Annotated in this window: 18 protein-coding genes, 1 pseudogene and 1 riboswitch; of the genes and pseudogenes, 8 read left to right on the forward strand and 11 right to left on the reverse strand. The window is 33.8% G+C overall.

Going from position 1 to position 15,140, the window contains the following annotated elements; genetic code table 11:
- Positions 1 to 68: 68 nt before the first annotated feature.
- Positions 69 to 221 carry an SPOR domain-containing protein gene (locus CWS01_RS23520; RefSeq protein WP_157827678.1) on the reverse strand — a complete coding sequence of 51 codons (153 nt, stop codon included), beginning with the start codon at positions 219 to 221 and terminating at the stop codon, positions 69 to 71.
- 766 nt (positions 222 to 987) lie between these two features.
- Between CWS01_RS23520 and CWS01_RS15885 the strand changes: the two genes are divergently transcribed.
- The 3 genes from CWS01_RS15885 to CWS01_RS15895 are packed head-to-tail and all read left to right on the forward strand — an operon-like array spanning position 988 to position 3,184.
- The gene (locus CWS01_RS15885; protein ID WP_101178158.1) at positions 988 to 1,338 is read left to right on the forward strand and encodes a hypothetical protein; all 351 of its coding nucleotides are present in this window, start codon (positions 988 to 990) and stop codon (positions 1,336 to 1,338) included.
- Positions 1,339 to 1,374: 36 nt separating this feature from the next.
- On the forward strand, positions 1,375 to 2,334 hold the full coding sequence (locus CWS01_RS15890; protein WP_101178159.1) for a LacI family DNA-binding transcriptional regulator: 960 nt from the start codon (positions 1,375 to 1,377) through the stop codon (positions 2,332 to 2,334).
- Positions 2,335 to 2,392: 58 nt separating this feature from the next.
- A complete protein-coding gene (locus CWS01_RS15895; RefSeq protein WP_101178160.1) occupies positions 2,393 to 3,184 on the forward strand; it encodes an endonuclease/exonuclease/phosphatase family protein in 792 nt (263 codons plus the stop codon).
- 461 nt (positions 3,185 to 3,645) lie between these two features.
- Here the strand turns inward: CWS01_RS15895 and CWS01_RS15900 are convergent, their stop codons facing one another.
- Both CWS01_RS15900 and CWS01_RS15905 read right to left on the reverse strand, forming a co-directional pair.
- A complete protein-coding gene (locus CWS01_RS15900) occupies positions 3,646 to 3,930 on the reverse strand; it encodes a hypothetical protein (protein WP_101178161.1) in 285 nt (94 codons plus the stop codon).
- The gene (locus tag CWS01_RS15905) at positions 3,930 to 4,229 is read right to left on the reverse strand and encodes a DUF2089 family protein (protein ID WP_101178162.1); all 300 of its coding nucleotides are present in this window, start codon (positions 4,227 to 4,229) and stop codon (positions 3,930 to 3,932) included. The genes CWS01_RS15900 and CWS01_RS15905 overlap by 1 nt, the downstream gene beginning before the upstream one ends.
- Before the next feature lie 689 nt (positions 4,230 to 4,918).
- Positions 4,919 to 5,002, forward strand: a riboswitch (cyclic di-GMP riboswitch).
- Between the two features lie 164 nt (positions 5,003 to 5,166).
- On the opposite strand from CWS01_RS15905, the gene CWS01_RS23525 reads away from it, so the two are divergent.
- On the forward strand, positions 5,167 to 5,346 hold the full coding sequence (locus CWS01_RS23525; RefSeq protein WP_101178163.1) for an aspartyl-phosphate phosphatase Spo0E family protein: 180 nt from the start codon (positions 5,167 to 5,169) through the stop codon (positions 5,344 to 5,346).
- A 336-nt stretch (positions 5,347 to 5,682) separates the two neighbouring features.
- Positions 5,683 to 6,174 carry a CBO0543 family protein gene (locus CWS01_RS15915; RefSeq protein ID WP_101178164.1) on the forward strand — a complete coding sequence of 164 codons (492 nt, stop codon included), beginning with the start codon at positions 5,683 to 5,685 and terminating at the stop codon, positions 6,172 to 6,174.
- Between the two features lie 62 nt (positions 6,175 to 6,236).
- Here CWS01_RS15915 and CWS01_RS22470 read toward each other — a convergent pair whose 3' ends face one another.
- From CWS01_RS22470 to CWS01_RS15955, 7 genes and pseudogenes are all read right to left on the reverse strand, one after another.
- Positions 6,237 to 6,494 carry a hypothetical protein gene (locus CWS01_RS22470; RefSeq protein ID WP_157827679.1) on the reverse strand — a complete coding sequence of 86 codons (258 nt, stop codon included), beginning with the start codon at positions 6,492 to 6,494 and terminating at the stop codon, positions 6,237 to 6,239.
- A gap of 747 nt (positions 6,495 to 7,241) precedes the next feature.
- On the reverse strand, positions 7,242 to 7,478 hold the full coding sequence (locus CWS01_RS15930; protein ID WP_101178167.1) for a hypothetical protein: 237 nt from the start codon (positions 7,476 to 7,478) through the stop codon (positions 7,242 to 7,244).
- Between the two features lie 189 nt (positions 7,479 to 7,667).
- Positions 7,668 to 8,012 (reverse strand): hypothetical protein, encoded by a 345-nt coding sequence (locus tag CWS01_RS15935; RefSeq protein ID WP_101178168.1) that lies wholly within the window; start codon positions 8,010 to 8,012, stop codon positions 7,668 to 7,670.
- Between the two features lie 86 nt (positions 8,013 to 8,098).
- A complete protein-coding gene (locus CWS01_RS15940) occupies positions 8,099 to 8,341 on the reverse strand; it encodes a hypothetical protein (RefSeq protein WP_101178169.1) in 243 nt (80 codons plus the stop codon).
- 60 nt (positions 8,342 to 8,401) lie between these two features.
- Positions 8,402 to 8,587: a hypothetical protein gene (locus CWS01_RS15945; protein WP_101178170.1), complete on the reverse strand. Its 186-nt coding sequence runs from the start codon at positions 8,585 to 8,587 to the stop codon at positions 8,402 to 8,404.
- Positions 8,587 to 8,889, reverse strand: a pseudogene (locus tag CWS01_RS15950) (hypothetical protein); the annotation flags it as partial. The pseudogene CWS01_RS15950 and the gene CWS01_RS15945, both read right to left, overlap by 1 nt.
- A gap of 90 nt (positions 8,890 to 8,979) precedes the next feature.
- On the reverse strand, positions 8,980 to 9,891 hold the full coding sequence (locus CWS01_RS15955; RefSeq protein ID WP_157827680.1) for a hypothetical protein: 912 nt from the start codon (positions 9,889 to 9,891) through the stop codon (positions 8,980 to 8,982).
- A gap of 1,371 nt (positions 9,892 to 11,262) precedes the next feature.
- Here CWS01_RS15955 and CWS01_RS15965 point away from each other — a divergent pair.
- Together CWS01_RS15965 and CWS01_RS15970 are read left to right on the forward strand one after the other, a co-directional pair.
- Positions 11,263 to 12,348 carry an AbrB family transcriptional regulator gene (locus CWS01_RS15965; RefSeq protein ID WP_101178174.1) on the forward strand — a complete coding sequence of 362 codons (1,086 nt, stop codon included), beginning with the start codon at positions 11,263 to 11,265 and terminating at the stop codon, positions 12,346 to 12,348.
- A 26-nt stretch (positions 12,349 to 12,374) separates the two neighbouring features.
- Positions 12,375 to 12,935 (forward strand): isochorismatase family protein, encoded by a 561-nt coding sequence (locus CWS01_RS15970; protein ID WP_101178175.1) that lies wholly within the window; start codon positions 12,375 to 12,377, stop codon positions 12,933 to 12,935.
- 172 nt (positions 12,936 to 13,107) lie between these two features.
- Here the strand turns inward: CWS01_RS15970 and CWS01_RS15975 are convergent, their stop codons facing one another.
- A complete protein-coding gene (locus CWS01_RS15975) occupies positions 13,108 to 14,301 on the reverse strand; it encodes a YhgE/Pip domain-containing protein (protein WP_101178176.1) in 1,194 nt (397 codons plus the stop codon).
- Positions 14,302 to 14,470: 169 nt separating this feature from the next.
- Between CWS01_RS15975 and CWS01_RS15980 the strand changes: the two genes are divergently transcribed.
- Positions 14,471 to 15,088: a TetR/AcrR family transcriptional regulator gene (locus CWS01_RS15980; protein WP_101178177.1), complete on the forward strand. Its 618-nt coding sequence runs from the start codon at positions 14,471 to 14,473 to the stop codon at positions 15,086 to 15,088.
- Positions 15,089 to 15,140: the final 52 nt, after the last annotated feature.

The raw sequence follows: 15,140 nt of genomic DNA on the forward strand, positions 1-15,140 counted from the left end.
GGCTCTATTATCCATCTTATCCACTTCCCAATCAAAGTAGTCTTTGTCCGCCATCTTGCTTCCTCTCCTTAATTTGTTATCCAAGCATCGGTATGTCCTTGTTCCTTCAATTCTTTTACGAGTTTTTCTGCATTTTTTTGGCTGCTAAAGGCCCCTACTTGTATTTGGTGGGTTTTGTCCGTCTTCCGAATATAAGCATCTTTATATCCGGAAGACTTCACTCCACGATCTGTGAGTCCTGTTTCTCTAATTAATTGTGCTTGAACTAATTTTGCAACTCTCTAAATCTATCGGGAGCTCTTTTTCCAGCAGTATCGGGACCATGTCCAACCAATATGCAAATTTTCATCACCATATTGAAACACCTCTTTTCATATGTTTTTCTTTTTTATCATTAAAATTAATAATTAAATTAATGTTAATATAATGGTTAATTATAATGATATTATATATAAAACTTAATAATTTTTATGTTTACTAATTAGCTGCTTGTTTGTAAGTATAAGGTTTAACGTACATCTTTGGTAAAAATGCTGATACTAAACTAGTTTTACTGACAAAATAGTAACTGTATTTAATGTCTTTCTATTAAAAGGTTGTGATAGTTAGATTATTCGACATTTGGGATAAGGTATAACCTCTAACCCTCTAATCCATTTTGTACCATTTCATTATGTTCCGATCCCTTGTTTTTGATATAGGTGAAAAAAGCCCTGTAAGTTGTCTAACAAAATCTCCTGTCTACCTTTTTGGAATTACTTCAATAGCCAGCTGTTCTTTATATTGCAAAAGGACCTATAGAATCCTTTTTTCTTTTTGATTATTAAAGTAATAATATGTAAAAATTTTTATTTGACTTGAAACGCGTTTCAAATTTTACAATTAATATGTACCTAAATTTGTTTCGCAAAAGAAATGAAGGAAATTGAAATTGCAAATTAATCTAACAGGAATAACCATAGAACAGTATAATTCTGGGAGGACCAAATGTTACATTTTAACAATCGAATTTTTATTTGTAGTACTGATACAAATCTTAAAGGTATTACAGTTGGGACAAAGTTTTATTACTCACAATACGACGGTATTGTAAATGCGAGTTTTATTGGAAGAGATATACTAATGGGAGAACTGGTTGGAATGGTAAATCAACAAGATCAGCTGGAAGGTATTTTTAATTTTTGTAATTATAACTTTGAATTCTTTAGTGGTACATTTACATTAACCCCTAAAAAATTACCTAATAAAAGTTATAAACTACATGGATTATGGGTCCTGTCAGGAGATGAAACTATAGAACATGATCTTATTCTTGAAGAACTGCTTTATAACGTTTAAAGGTGATGACTAACATAGAAATATGAAGGAGAGCAAATGACAAATATAAAAGATTTGGCAAAGATGGCTGGAGTGTCTGTATCAACTGTGTCTCGTGTATTAAATAATTATCCATTTGTCAAAGAAGAAAAAAGAATGGCTGTTTTGAAGGCAATTAAAGATAGTAATTATCAAAAAAATATAAATGCTGTTCATTTAAGCAAGGGAAAGACTCAGATGATTGGTGTGGTTTTGCCGTTTTCCGATTATCCCTACTTCGCATTGTTATTAAAAGGGATATCAAAACAAGCATATAAATACAACTACAAGCTGCTCTTGTTCCAAACTGATTATATGGAAAGTAGGGAAATAGAAGCATTAAAAATGTTAAAACAAAAGCAGATAGATGCTTTAATTATTTGTTCGAGAACATGTAACTGGTCTACTATTGAAGAACATTTGCTATTTGGACCCATTGTATTGTGTGAAAATGTTAATAAAAAACTAGTTTCAACGACTTTTGTAAACCATTATAAGATTTTTTATGACGCATTAGAGTATTTATACCATAAAGGTCATCAGAGAATTGGCTATTGTATTGGTAGGAAGTCAGGGGCTAGCAGCGTTAAGCGGAACTCTGCATATAGGGACTTTATTAATCAATATAATTTACCAGATAATCATGACTATATTTTTGATGATTGCCTTGAAATTGATGACGGTGAAAAAGTCGTTCAATATATAAAAAAAATGGATACACCTCCAACTGCATTATTGGTCACTAATGACCAAGCAGCAGCAGGAATTCTTACTGCTTGTCAAAAAGCAAAAATATCGATACCGGATGAACTTGCAATAATAGGTTTCAATAATGAACCCATTTCTAAAATAATGAATATTACAACGATAGAAATCCCTCTTGAGAAGATTGGAAATAATCTTTTCCTTCAAGCTTTAAGTGGTGAAATATCTAATCAGGAAATAGCGGTAAATTTAATTGAAAGAGGGACTGTTTAAATTTAATTAGATATATTAGCTGGTAATATATCTAGCCAATATAGGGAGGCGTTATTAAATGAAATTGTTAACATTAAACTGCCATTCTTGGCAAGAGGAAAATCAAATAGACAAAATTACATATCTCGCCCAAAATATTAAAGAAAAATCATATGATGTTATTGCCTTACAAGAGGTAAATCAATTGATTAAGGAAAAGTATGTGTTTAAGAATATGAAATCTAGTAATTTCGCCTACATATTAATACAAGAGCTTAAAAAGTTAGAGATTACTGACTATTCGTTGGTTTGGGGTTTTTCAAATGAAATATCCGAGAAGTATGAAGAGGGTCTAGCTATTCTAACAAAATATCCAATTGTTGAAGAATTTTCCTTCTATGTTTCAAAAGGTAGGAATATTAACAATTGGAAAACACGTAAAATTATTGGGGCTAAAATTCTTTATAATAATAGACCAATATCTTTCTATTCTTGTCATATGGGGTGGTGGAGAGATGAAGAAGAACCTTTTAAATATCATTTAGACAAACTTCTACAACATGTAAATTGGGTTGAGCCGTTCTTTCTTTTGGGTGATTTTAATAATAGTACTCATCTCAAAGGTGAAGGATACGAATATTTGTTAAAACAGGGTCTTTATGATACTTATCTATTATCTAGAAAAAAAGATAACGGAATAACAGTAAAAGGAAAAATTAATGGCTGGGATAATAATAAGGAAGACTTACGTATCGATTTAATTCTGTCCAACCAGGCTGTAAAGGTTGAATCTTCAAATGTAATCTTTAATGGGAAAAACAAGTCCGTCATTTCTGACCATTTTGGAGTGGAAACTAAAGTAGTAATGTAAACTTTCCCTATTTGTGGAAAAACTACACTTAAACAGTTTTATTATTGTATTTATCCCTATTTTATCATTAAAATTAACATTAACTTTAATGATAAAATAGGGGGTTTCTAGCAATAGCAGCAATATCTATAAAAAATAGGATCTTGCTTTCTTATTCTCCCTCTTCTTCATATAGTTGATTCTTAATTTTATAAATTGTTATAGATGTAAAGTTATAATTAATTGCCGAGAAGGCTAACGTAGAAAATCAAGCTGCCAATTCACAAATATTTGTGCAGATTAGTGCAATAAATGCTGCACAGTTTTTTTGCACTATAAATTAAAAAAATGCTATTGCTGCAGTATGTACAGGATTGTTATTACTTAAATTTACGGACTGACAGGAAATAAATATATTAAACAATATACTTAAATATAGAGCAGCACTTTTAAACGAATCGTTATCTTTATTTCGCCATTGCTTACTTTATATCATGAGTTTTCATTTTATCTAATTCTTTTTTTGTTTTCTCACGAAGGTACTTTCTGCCACCACTCCATTCTATAATAAGAAAAAGTATCCCTAATAGTAGAATAAGAATGAAGCCAATAATACTTTCAATGTGGTTTGTTATAAACATCCAGGTTAAAAAAACAATATAAGCTACTGGTACAATTCCTCCCCAATAAATACTATTCCTAGTTGAAAAAAAATATTGAACAGCCAATACACCGGCAATAATGAAAACCCCATAAAAATCATCCATTATTTCTCATCCCTTTCTTGTTTATATTTTTCAATAATCAACTTTGCATCCTCAAGGCTTATACGATCATCAATCGAAAGACTTTTGATAAATTTAATAAATCCTTCGTTATCTACAGCATCATGAATTTTTATTTTCTCAATTAGTCTATCCAGTTTAATTCTTACTGTCGGATATGATACTTCATAAATCTTTGCAATCTCTTTTAAAGAACCTGATTTTAGAACAAAGTTTTTAATAAATTCAAGATCTTCATTTTTCAAAGAAAGAATCCAATTTGGTACATTTTTGCTATCCATATCCCTCCTTTCTTGAATAGTAAGGTTCCTTTTTTTTAACTAAAAGTCAACAATTTTATTTTCCTTATTCAGTATGAATTTTCATCTTCACTCTATAAATAATAATATTATTAATGTTAATTTTAACTTTAAAATTAATTATTCTTTTTCTCCTTTATAGCATTTAAAAACGATTCTAATTGCTTTGCAAAAACTTTATTTGTTTCTCTTGCTTTTGTATAGTTTTTTCTAAGCATGTAGTTTTTTCTTCTGTTTACGGACAATTAGAATGAGCAGAATCCATATGCGTTCCTACATTAATCCCCCCTCCGTCTCTTTTTCCGCCTTTATCAGGATCTCTGTCTATTAAAGATTGACTAAGATGAACTTTATTTCAGAGGAATTTTCTATCAATGATAGTAGGATTTGTGAAAAGAACAAGACATTGCTACCTTCTTCATATGATTAATGTTTAATTTTATAATTTGGTATAAGTTAAAGGCTAACGTAGAAAATTAAGCTACCAATTCACAAATATTTGTGCAGATTAGTACAATAAATGCTGCACAAGTTTTGGTGAACTACACATTAATTAAATTTTTTATTTTTTGTAGGAAATTGTCGACAATAAACATTTTAAAAGTTTACAAAATTTTAATAAAATATAACTTGTGTACAAAAAAAAACAAAATGTATACATATTACTTTTTAATCAGTAAAGGCAAACCATTTGAAAGAGTGGGACGCAAAGCAACAGGTCTAAGGTTACATACTACGATGGCTGTGCTGCCTGAAATATTTTTATATTTTAGGAGGACACATGTTACAACAACTTATTGAACAAGACTTAGACAAAAAATGGGTAGAATTGATAGTACAAGCTAAATAGTTAGACATTTCCATTGATGAAATTAAATTACTTTTACTTATATTTTTTCTAGAAGATAGGAGCAATACAATGTTTAATACTTACTTGGAAAGAGAATACTCGCTAAATCAACTAGAAAGTCATATTCAAAAGTTACGTAAAGAACTTATTAATGTTGGTATGAAAGAAGGCTTTAATAGTTCAACTACAATTCAAATTAGTCAACAGCTTGATTATTTTATTTTTCAGTACCAACGATACAAGAAATGATATCAGTCTAATAATTCCTTTGTATATGAACCATTCTTCAATACTTACCTGATTGTAGTTTTCTCTACTATTAGACATTCAACTTAGCCCTTTTTGTTTTCAGCTCAAATTTTCTTTATAAATCCTGGTTAACTCAGCATTGCTCCATATATCCAATTGTGAGTATAGCCACTTTGGTAGTCCTTAATGGATTCATAAGATACTTCAACACCTGTGAATAGATTAGCTCTTAATCGAATCGTTACTTGTTTTCCATCTACTGCACTATTTTTTCGAACAGTGACATTAAATTCTCCTATCTTGGTTAAACTAACATAAAATCATAGGAGGATTAGTATGAAGAAAAGAAAGTATGAAAAAATCACCTTAAGAATATTATGTGTTATAGGAATTGGTTCTTTCCTTAACTTACTTCGAAAGCCTCCATTAAAAGATTGGCTAATTATTTTCTTATTGAAAAGTTATATAGCCTCCATTTTAGATAATCTTTTAGTAAAAAAGGGTTATTTAACATACCCAGTAAAATTATTAAAAACCTTTGATGTCAGCGTTTTATTTAGTTATCTCCTTTTCCCTGTATCCTGCATATACTTCAATCAAGTAACTAAAAATTCAAGTTTTTTAGGGATATTGACTAAATCCTTATTATTTAGCGTTCCATCTGCATTAGCTGAACATTGGATTGAAAGAAATACAAATTTAATTAAATATAAAAAATCTTGGACAACAATACATAGCTTTATTTCCATTGCATCAACCTTTTTAATCGTTCGATTTACTATGTCACTAATTAGAAAAGTAGCTTCTAAGCAATCAGGAAAAAACTGATTGCTTTTTAATTTTGTTACTGAACTGTTGTTGTCTACTTAGGCATTATCTTTAATACTCTACTATATGCGTTCATATATCAATCCCTCAGCTTCTCTTTTTCCGTTTTCATTGGGATCTCCGTACATCACAAATTGACCAAGACCCGCTTCTTCTACTTCTTCGGCAATTAGTCCGTACACTCTTTGTAAGGAGGGGATATCACCTTGTAAAGCAGAAATAGCAGTACCCATGACCGGAACCACATTTGATAACCCTTGTTTCAGCTTATCGAATAGCGGCTGAGAAACGATAGTGAATAATTGCCCTATCGGTATCATTGGAGATTAATCCATTGAAAGATTGAGATTGAATTTCCATACCGCCCTTATAACGATCGTCCATAAGAGCAAATAAGGCTTTATTAAAATTATCTAATTCAACAATCTGTTCCCTTTCGTTCCAAACGTCATACATGCCCATATCGGCTGCTTGTTCTTTGAGCATGGTTTTAGTTATACTAAATTCTTTTACAATTAATGTTACTATTAAAATTAATATTAATATTAATTTTAATAGATATGGTCATTTCTTCCATACTCTGTATATCACCATACAGTTCGGAGCACATCATCACCCTAGTTAATATTAACTAGGGTGATGAAAATAATTTAGGGTGCCCGGCGTACTAATAGTCGTTACCTTCTATTAGCGAGTGTTATCGTCATAAATTTTCATCCTTAGACTTCCTCTGCTCTCTACGGATTCCGAGCCGTTTCCAGCTTGGCTTTCCTCGGAATTGCCTTTTAAATAAATCTAAATGTATATCCGTTACACTTTACTCATTTCTTTTAAAAGGGATTTTCCGATTTTACCGAGCTTGCTATATGCCATTACTGACATATGGGGCTAACCTTTAACCCCTAACTGATACCATATCTCCGATAATGCCTAAAACGTCTTGTGCTTTCATCCCAGAGGCTTGGAGTCGAGTCGTTGCCTCTACAATGTAGGGAATCTCAAACGGTGTTTCTGCAGCAAATTTTTTCGCCCAGGCTAACGTGTCCGATGCCTGTTGAGCGGAACCTTTAACCACCCACGGTCAACGTGTTTTCATATTGTTCCATGGCGGAATTTGCTCCACTCGTGGCTTTATACGCTCCGCTTAATGCCCCTTTGACCGTTTCAAATATAGCCAATCCACCCATTACTTCGGTAGCAATGAACCGGATTTTCTTTAAAAAGCCAAAAAAATCGGACACCTCCGATTTCGCCTGTGCACTAGCCGCTGTTATATCAATATTGGCATTTCCTACATTAGCCATGTTCGGTTCACCACCTTGCTAATGTTATCTTTTTCATTAAAATTAATGTTAATTTTAATGAAATTAGTCGCTTTTCCACCAAGCACCAGTGACGAATTGGCTTTTTGCTTCTTCACGGATGCCACCACGAATTGCTTGGATGGTATCATTTGTAGGTGCGCCATTAATCGTTAAATTTTTTAAAATATACTAATTACCACGAACAGAATTAGCATCATCCGTTTCGGTAGAAGAAAGGAACTTAGCATCATAAGAACGGCCGTATGGATTCTTGAAAATATCGTGTCCCTCTTGTAAAGGAATCCCCCTTTGTAAATCCTCTACATAGTTTTTTAATGTTGTGATCGGATCCATTCGAGTTAGATAAGAATCAAGCCTATCGTTGCTACAAATTCCCGAGAAGGTGAAAACATCCTCTTTCGTTAATGGTTCTAAAATTTGCCGATTGATTTTTCGTAGAATTTCTTCCCATTGTTCGCCGGTAACTAACTCTGCCGATACACGAATGGGAATATGAATATTAACATCCGTCAAGATTTCCTCCCCTTTCATTAAATTAAGTATTAATGTTAAAAAAAAATTAATTTTAACATTAATATTATTTTTATAAAAAAGTTGAGTTATTGATTACTCAACCGTTCCCACAATTTAAGGCCCTTTTCATCTAACCATACTCTTGTAAACGGATCTTTGTAGTATTCAATAAACCTTCTTTTTTGCTTATCGTCCAGTTCCCTTTTTTGTTCAAAATGTTCCTTACAAAGCCAATGTTCTGAATCTGGTTTATTCCACTCTACAAATTTATAGAGTTTTTCTGCTCCCGTGACTTCACAGGATAGTCCTTCGCACTTTTCTATTCTCATAATTATCACCTTTTTAATTGATTTTAGTTTAAAAAGGCTTGGAATATTCCTCTTCTTTTTTCATTTCTTTTCAAAGTGCTCTGTAAACTCCCTAATCATTTCTGGACTAAAGCCAAATTGAAATCTTAAAATTCGGATGGTTATTTTTAAAAATATAGCAGCATGAACTTCTTTTGACCGCTTTATTTTAGATTGATAGATAGAGATTAACTGATTAGTTGGGTTACATATCATATTTATTCTCATTATTCCATTGATTCTCCCTCTAATATTCTTTGATACCAGCAACGGCACATAATAACATTTGATGCATTCGCACCTAGGCTTGTATCTCCTGGAAACAATAACGGTTCCAATTGACCGGAGCCATTTGCCACTAAAAACGGTTCATCTATTTCTACAACTTGTCCATCTGCTTCCCGATATCCATCTCTGGTACGGTCTTGTTGTGCTGACATCCACTTATTCCCGATAACTATTCCGGATTGTACATCTGCAAAATATTGGCCGCTTCTTCCGGCAGAGATAATTTCGGTTCTTGCAATGGTTAAAGCTCGTTCTTAGGAAAATGCATAACTTGCTCGTAATACGGCTGCAGCCTTTTGAATAGTTGGTTTCCCTTCCGCTACCACATCCCATCAAGTCATAATTACCTCTTCATCGTCCCGGTTTGTAACATAGTAAAGAATCCTAGTTGGAAGCTCTCCAAGATCCTTTAATCGTTCAATATACAGCTCCATTTGGTCATCTGAAAATGCCTGAAACTTTCTTTTGGCTCGAACAGTTAAAGCGGCTAGCTCCTCTGCCCAAGGATCTCCTGTGCTTATAATAAAGTCATCGGGTTCATCAGCTCGAGTCTTTTTTGACACTATTCCTCTTTTATCTGTTCGAAACGCACTCAATGGGTCTGCTTCTGTGGTGGAGGTCGTTTCCGGCTCCGCAACAGCAGCATGACCGACCATTGCATTAGCGGCTTCATCGTTCGTGATCCAATCCTCTTTACGTTGCATAATTTTTGTTTCGGTTTCTGTCTTTTCAGCATTAGCTTCAGATTGACGGTCAGTTACTCGTAATTCATGAAACGTCAGCTTTGCAGATCGTTGTTTACCGTTCACTTGCAGTACGACATTATAGGCTTTCTCCAGGATTCTTTTTATGGCTCGTTGAATACTTTGTATCCCTGCAACATATATTTGCCATTGTACGGTTCCATGCGTTTCTGTGGTTCCTTCGTTCCTTCCAAGGAGAATCGGCAATTGCTTTAAGGCTGTTACGACTTGTTGATTAATAATGTCGATGACGGCCTGAGCATTGATGGTTCCGGTTCGGGTTCCCCCAACCGTTTTTATTTCTATGGAGCTGGTATGGTAAAAATCATTATCCGGCTCCACTTCTAAAGCAATAGCTCCTTGGGTAAAGTCGGTCAATAGCATAATGTTTATCAGTTGATCTAATCCACCACCATATAGTTTCCCTACATTTGGAGCATAACTGTTTAGCAAATCCGTACTCTGTTTTTCCGGTCTGCCGTTTGGTGTGACAGCCGCCAAACGGCAGACCGGTATTCGCTAAGCGCAAGAAATTCCAAATTGCCATAGAAGCATCGGGATTTAGGTCACGTATTACTTTCAGATTTTCCAGCACTTCTCTTGTCCGGTAATCTTTCCGTTTGATAATTCCCTCATACCAATACCACTGTTGCTCCCATCTTGCTTTTGTTTGCTTCTCATTTGGCAATGCTCTTATAGTATTCATGATGGATTGCTGAACCACATTTCGTACATCCTGTAAAGAATCTATTCCAAAAAGCCAATGGCTCTCACCTCCTTCCTTGAATATAATTCACTTATAACAAAAGGAGTAAGGTAGTAGTATTAGAAAGCCGGAATTGTAGAAGCTAGTCAAGCGATAACAAAGATGATTAGTAAGATACCAAGGAAGCAATTGATACTTATTATCTTAAACAACACGAGTACAGCTGCAAGAAATGTAAGCACTCCACCAAATGCCGAACTAACAAATATCGTTTCTTCTATAGCCAAGTAAATAAGCACTATTACAAGAATTCCTATTAAAGCAGACCATATCCAAATTCATCTTTCCTCCTCTCCTTTTTCAGCATTTTTTTCATACATGTTCACTAGCTTCCATCCATTCAATTTCATTTCATCGACATATGCTTCATTGGAATGTTCTAGCAAGATACCATGCTTGTTTTGTAGTATATACCAAGTTTTTATGTGTTATTTATTTATTTTAACATTAATTTTAACATTAATTTTATTTTTTTTATATATATTTTTCATTTATTTGGAAAATTAGATTATTTACATAAAAATCATAAGGAATATTCTCAAAATTATTTCTTAGGCCTCTATCCATACTTTCGTACAAATAAAATTATAATTTGATAAAGAGGTTGGTAGATATTTATGGCATTTAGATAATGTATGTTGGGGCAGTATATGAATCAATCATTTTGAATCATTAATCAGTGTAAAACCGTATAGCTCCTTATTTATAAATAATTGCTCAGCCACTAGCAAGATTTGTCATGAAAAAATTACATTTAAGATAGACGATTAAAGCAGAGAGTATAAATCTGTAATATCGTAAATCCATATGTTGAAAACACAGAAAACTCCTTGTATAGAAGCTGACTCAAATGGTCGTATAAAAATGACTTTTTGAAATCAGCTTTCTTCTTAACCAGTCATTTCTTTTTTTGTCATTTCCTTTGAGCATTCTTAATACTTCCTCATTGTAGCCTCTTTTAACTATAATCCCTTAAAGTAATGCTTTCTCATTCTCCTTTAATAAAAATAGTTCATAATAAAAATCTCCCATATTCTCATATACAAATTATAAATTTTAAGGAGAGGGACAACGAACCAGTCCCCGACCCAAAGAAAGGGGCCAATATGAAATCAACAAGAGTACTCATCACGTTGGTTACAGCATTAATAGGTGGCTTTGTTTTCAACCTGCTACATATTCCAATCCCCTGGCTGCTTGGTCCTATGATTGCAGTATTGCTTGGTTCAAGTGTATTAAAAGATAAATATGAATGGCCAGGTATGATTCGAAATACGGGAATGATTATTGTGGGCTACACTATTGGCTTGTCACTGACTATTGCTGCACTTAAAGAGATGGTTCATCAATTTCCCTATATGCTGCTTATGACTACTCTTCTGCTCCTTTATTGTGCTGGTATTGCGTTTCTTGTATCAAAACTTTCGAAAACCGATTACAAAACAGCATTAATGGGTTCTATTCCTGGTGGGTTAACGCAGATGATCATTTTAGCTGAAGACACAAAAGGGATTAATCTTACTGTCGTTACTGTCACTCAAGTCGTTCGGCTAATGATGATTGTTATTTCCATCCCATTACTTATCGTTAGTCCGATATTTAGTAAAACGAATGAAAAATCCGCTACTACTTTACCGAACATTGTCACAGAACAAATAACTTGGGGTAGTTTGTTCCCTAATATCTTGATTTTTGTTTTAGTATGTGTGGTATGTGCCATTGTTGGCAATAAAATTAATTTTCCTACGGCATTCCTGCTTGGACCAGCTATCGGGACAGCTATCGTTCAAAATTTAGGAATACATGGACCTTCACTGCCAGTACTTATCATTAATATTGCTCAACTTATGATTGGCACCTATGTCGGCTTATTGCTTAAGCCTAATTCTCTAGTAAATAAGGTTCGAACTATTTCCCTTTCGATAGGAAGTGGATTTTTACTGATCTTCGGAGCAATGGGATTAAGTTATCTATTATCATTGTCACAGCCGATATCAAGAGCTACTGCCTTGCTCAGCCTTGCCCCAGGAGGAATGGATCAAATGGGAGTGATTGCTCATGAGATTCATGCTAATTTATCTTTTGTGGCAGGATATCAATTATTTAGAACTTTTTTCATATTTTTCTTAGTGCCGCCTTTGTTGCGGATGTTGTTTAAAATAAGTGAAAAGAGACACAGTGAAAAGGGATAGAATTATTTAATGAAAGGAGAATTTTTATGGATTCATTAAACATTGATTTTAACACAACAGCACTTGTCATCATTGATCTACAAAAAGGAATTGTTGGTATGGTATCAGAAGGGCAACAGGTAGTGGAGAAAACAGTCCGTCTTGTAGAATATTTTCGTAAAAATGAAGGTTTTATTGCTTTCGTAAACGTTGATTACCATGATGGCAAAGATAATTTAAAGCCTATTACAGACAATCTAACTACTAGCCGTGGAGCTTTGCCAGAAGACTGGGCAGAATTTGTGCCTGAACTTGAAGTAGGATCAAATGATTATACCGTAACAAAACGTCAATGGGGTGCTTTCTTTGGAACAGATTTAGATTTGCAGCTTCGACGCAGAGGAATTAATACCATTGTCTTATGCGGAATTGCAACAAACATTGGGGTAGAAATGACAGCAAGAGAAGCGTTTCAACATGGATATAATCAACTATTTATAACAGATGCGATGACAACTTTTAGTAAAGAAGAACACGAAGCAACCTGCAAATTCATTTTTCCTAGAATAGGAAGAGGAAGAACAGTAGAGGAACTTATGAACGAATAAAAGAGGCTGCCCAAAAGTATAAAATGATAGGCTCCCCCTAAAGCAAACAGACTTTATGTTTTAATCTGTCTACCCTAGGGGAAGCATATCAATCGTTAATTTTAGGGAGTTTTTTTACAAAACCTTACTGAAACAAGCCGTTTTTCCTATAAGGAAACCGGCTTGTTCTTTGTTATTCCTCTAATTTTTGATTTTTTGTTTTCTTATTTATTGAATTTAATCTTAATGCAGAAGCTAGTATAATTACCATACCCACTATTCCAATCCAAATAAGGGTTGATACAGAATCCCAAGTTAATCCTTTATCGAAGAAGAGTAGTTCTCGTAAACCTTCTACCATAAATCGCATTGGCAACCAAGAATAGACCCAATCATGATAAAATGGTGACATCATTTCTGGAGCCATTGCAAGCAATGGTGCACCAAAGAAAAGCATTAAGATAAAAATAGGCATACCTCTAAGCCCTATTATGGAAAGTACAGCTGAAATCATTAGAAAAAAGCTAAAGGATGTAATAGATAAAAATAATGCTGTACTCGTGAAATCTGGAATATGGAGCCCTACCATCCCTTCTGCCAGCCAAGTTAAACCAAATCCAACGACAAGGGTGACAATTGCACCTATTAAAATTTGCACCAATTTTACTGCAAAGTTCTCTTTTCGATTAGTAATGGTTGCTTTTCTAAGAGCGATAAAAATGATAGCAGCACTCGCTAGGCTTGCCATCCAAAGCGGTTGGAATAAAGAAACAGGCGCATTACCGTTTGCACTATTAGTACCCGTTTCATTAACATTTATGACTTTTTTTGTAATAGGAGTTGCTAGACTTTCAGCTTGCTTTGTTGTTAATGTTGCTCCTTGTTGTTCTAGTCCGTCTAGTAGTTGTGTACGAACATTGTTGTTAATGTTGTCCACTACTCCGTTCAATATTTGTCCTGCCATTGTTGACGCCATTGTGTTCATACCTTGGTTAACAAATATTTCGATTTCAGCTGAAGAAGGTGTTGGAGTTTGTAAAGAAGCCTGCTTAGCACTAAAATCTTTCGGAATAACCAATGCTGCATAATATTCTTGGTTATCTAATCCTTTTTGTACTTCCTCTGCGTTTTTTACTTCCACCCATTTCACAGTAGGGTCTTCTTGATCTGTAGTTGCTTTTGAATTTTCTTTTATCATTTTCACGATTGTTTGACCCATATTCATTTTTGACTGATTGGGAATCTCCATCCCAGCATCCTCATTTACGATTGCAATAGGTAGATTTTTGGGTTCTGGTTGGACCGATGGAATTAATGTTAGTGAAAAAATAAATATAATGGTCAATGCAATGATTGGTGATAAGAATAGTAGTTTGTTTTTAAACATATTTGAAATCCTCCTAGATGATAAGTTACAATAAATACACACCGTGTTGTTTATTATGTTCTAAATTATAAGTTTGAATTACATTCTGTTCAATAATCAAATACGGAATATGCGTTGGTTACGGGACACCTTTCTTAATTGTGTTGGATAAAAATAAGGAGGAATTTGCATGCCTGGTAGTAAAACTGATTTACGGGTCATTCGGACAAAAGAAGCCATTCGAGATGCACTAATAGAATTAATAGATGAAAAAGGTTTCGAAGCAATTACAGTTAAAGATATAACAACTAGGGCGAAAATTAATAGAGGGACATTTTATGCACATTATCAAGACAAATTTGATTTAATGACGAAATGCGAAGAAGAAATTATGTTAGAAATGTCCAGAATTGTAAAGCAAAACTTCCCAAGTGTTATTGATTCACTTGAAATGGACTCTCCGACTGTGCCACCATTTCCTCTTACAGTTTCATTATTTGAGTATCTAAATAAAAATAGTGATATTATGAAAGCTGTATTAGGTCCAAAAGGAGATTTATCATTTCAAACAAGACTAAAAGAATTTATGTGGGAAACACTTTATGGGAATAATCCAAACTCCATGGTAAAGGAAGAAAATTTCCTTGTTCCAGCACAATATTTAGCTTCTTATATGGGAACTGCAAAAATAGGGGTAATTCAACAATGGCTGAATAGCGGCAGAAAAGAATCTCCTCAAGAAATGGCTCGTATCCTAACTACCATTACGGTTAATGGTCCCTTGTTTGCAGCTGGTCTAAAAAAGTGAACCACAAAGAGAAGGGGACACTCCTTTAAAAGACAGGTACTTTCCCTTTATT

This window comes from Niallia nealsonii, assembly GCF_002835805.1.
GTDB lineage: Bacteria > Bacillota > Bacilli > Bacillales > Cytobacillaceae > Niallia > Niallia nealsonii.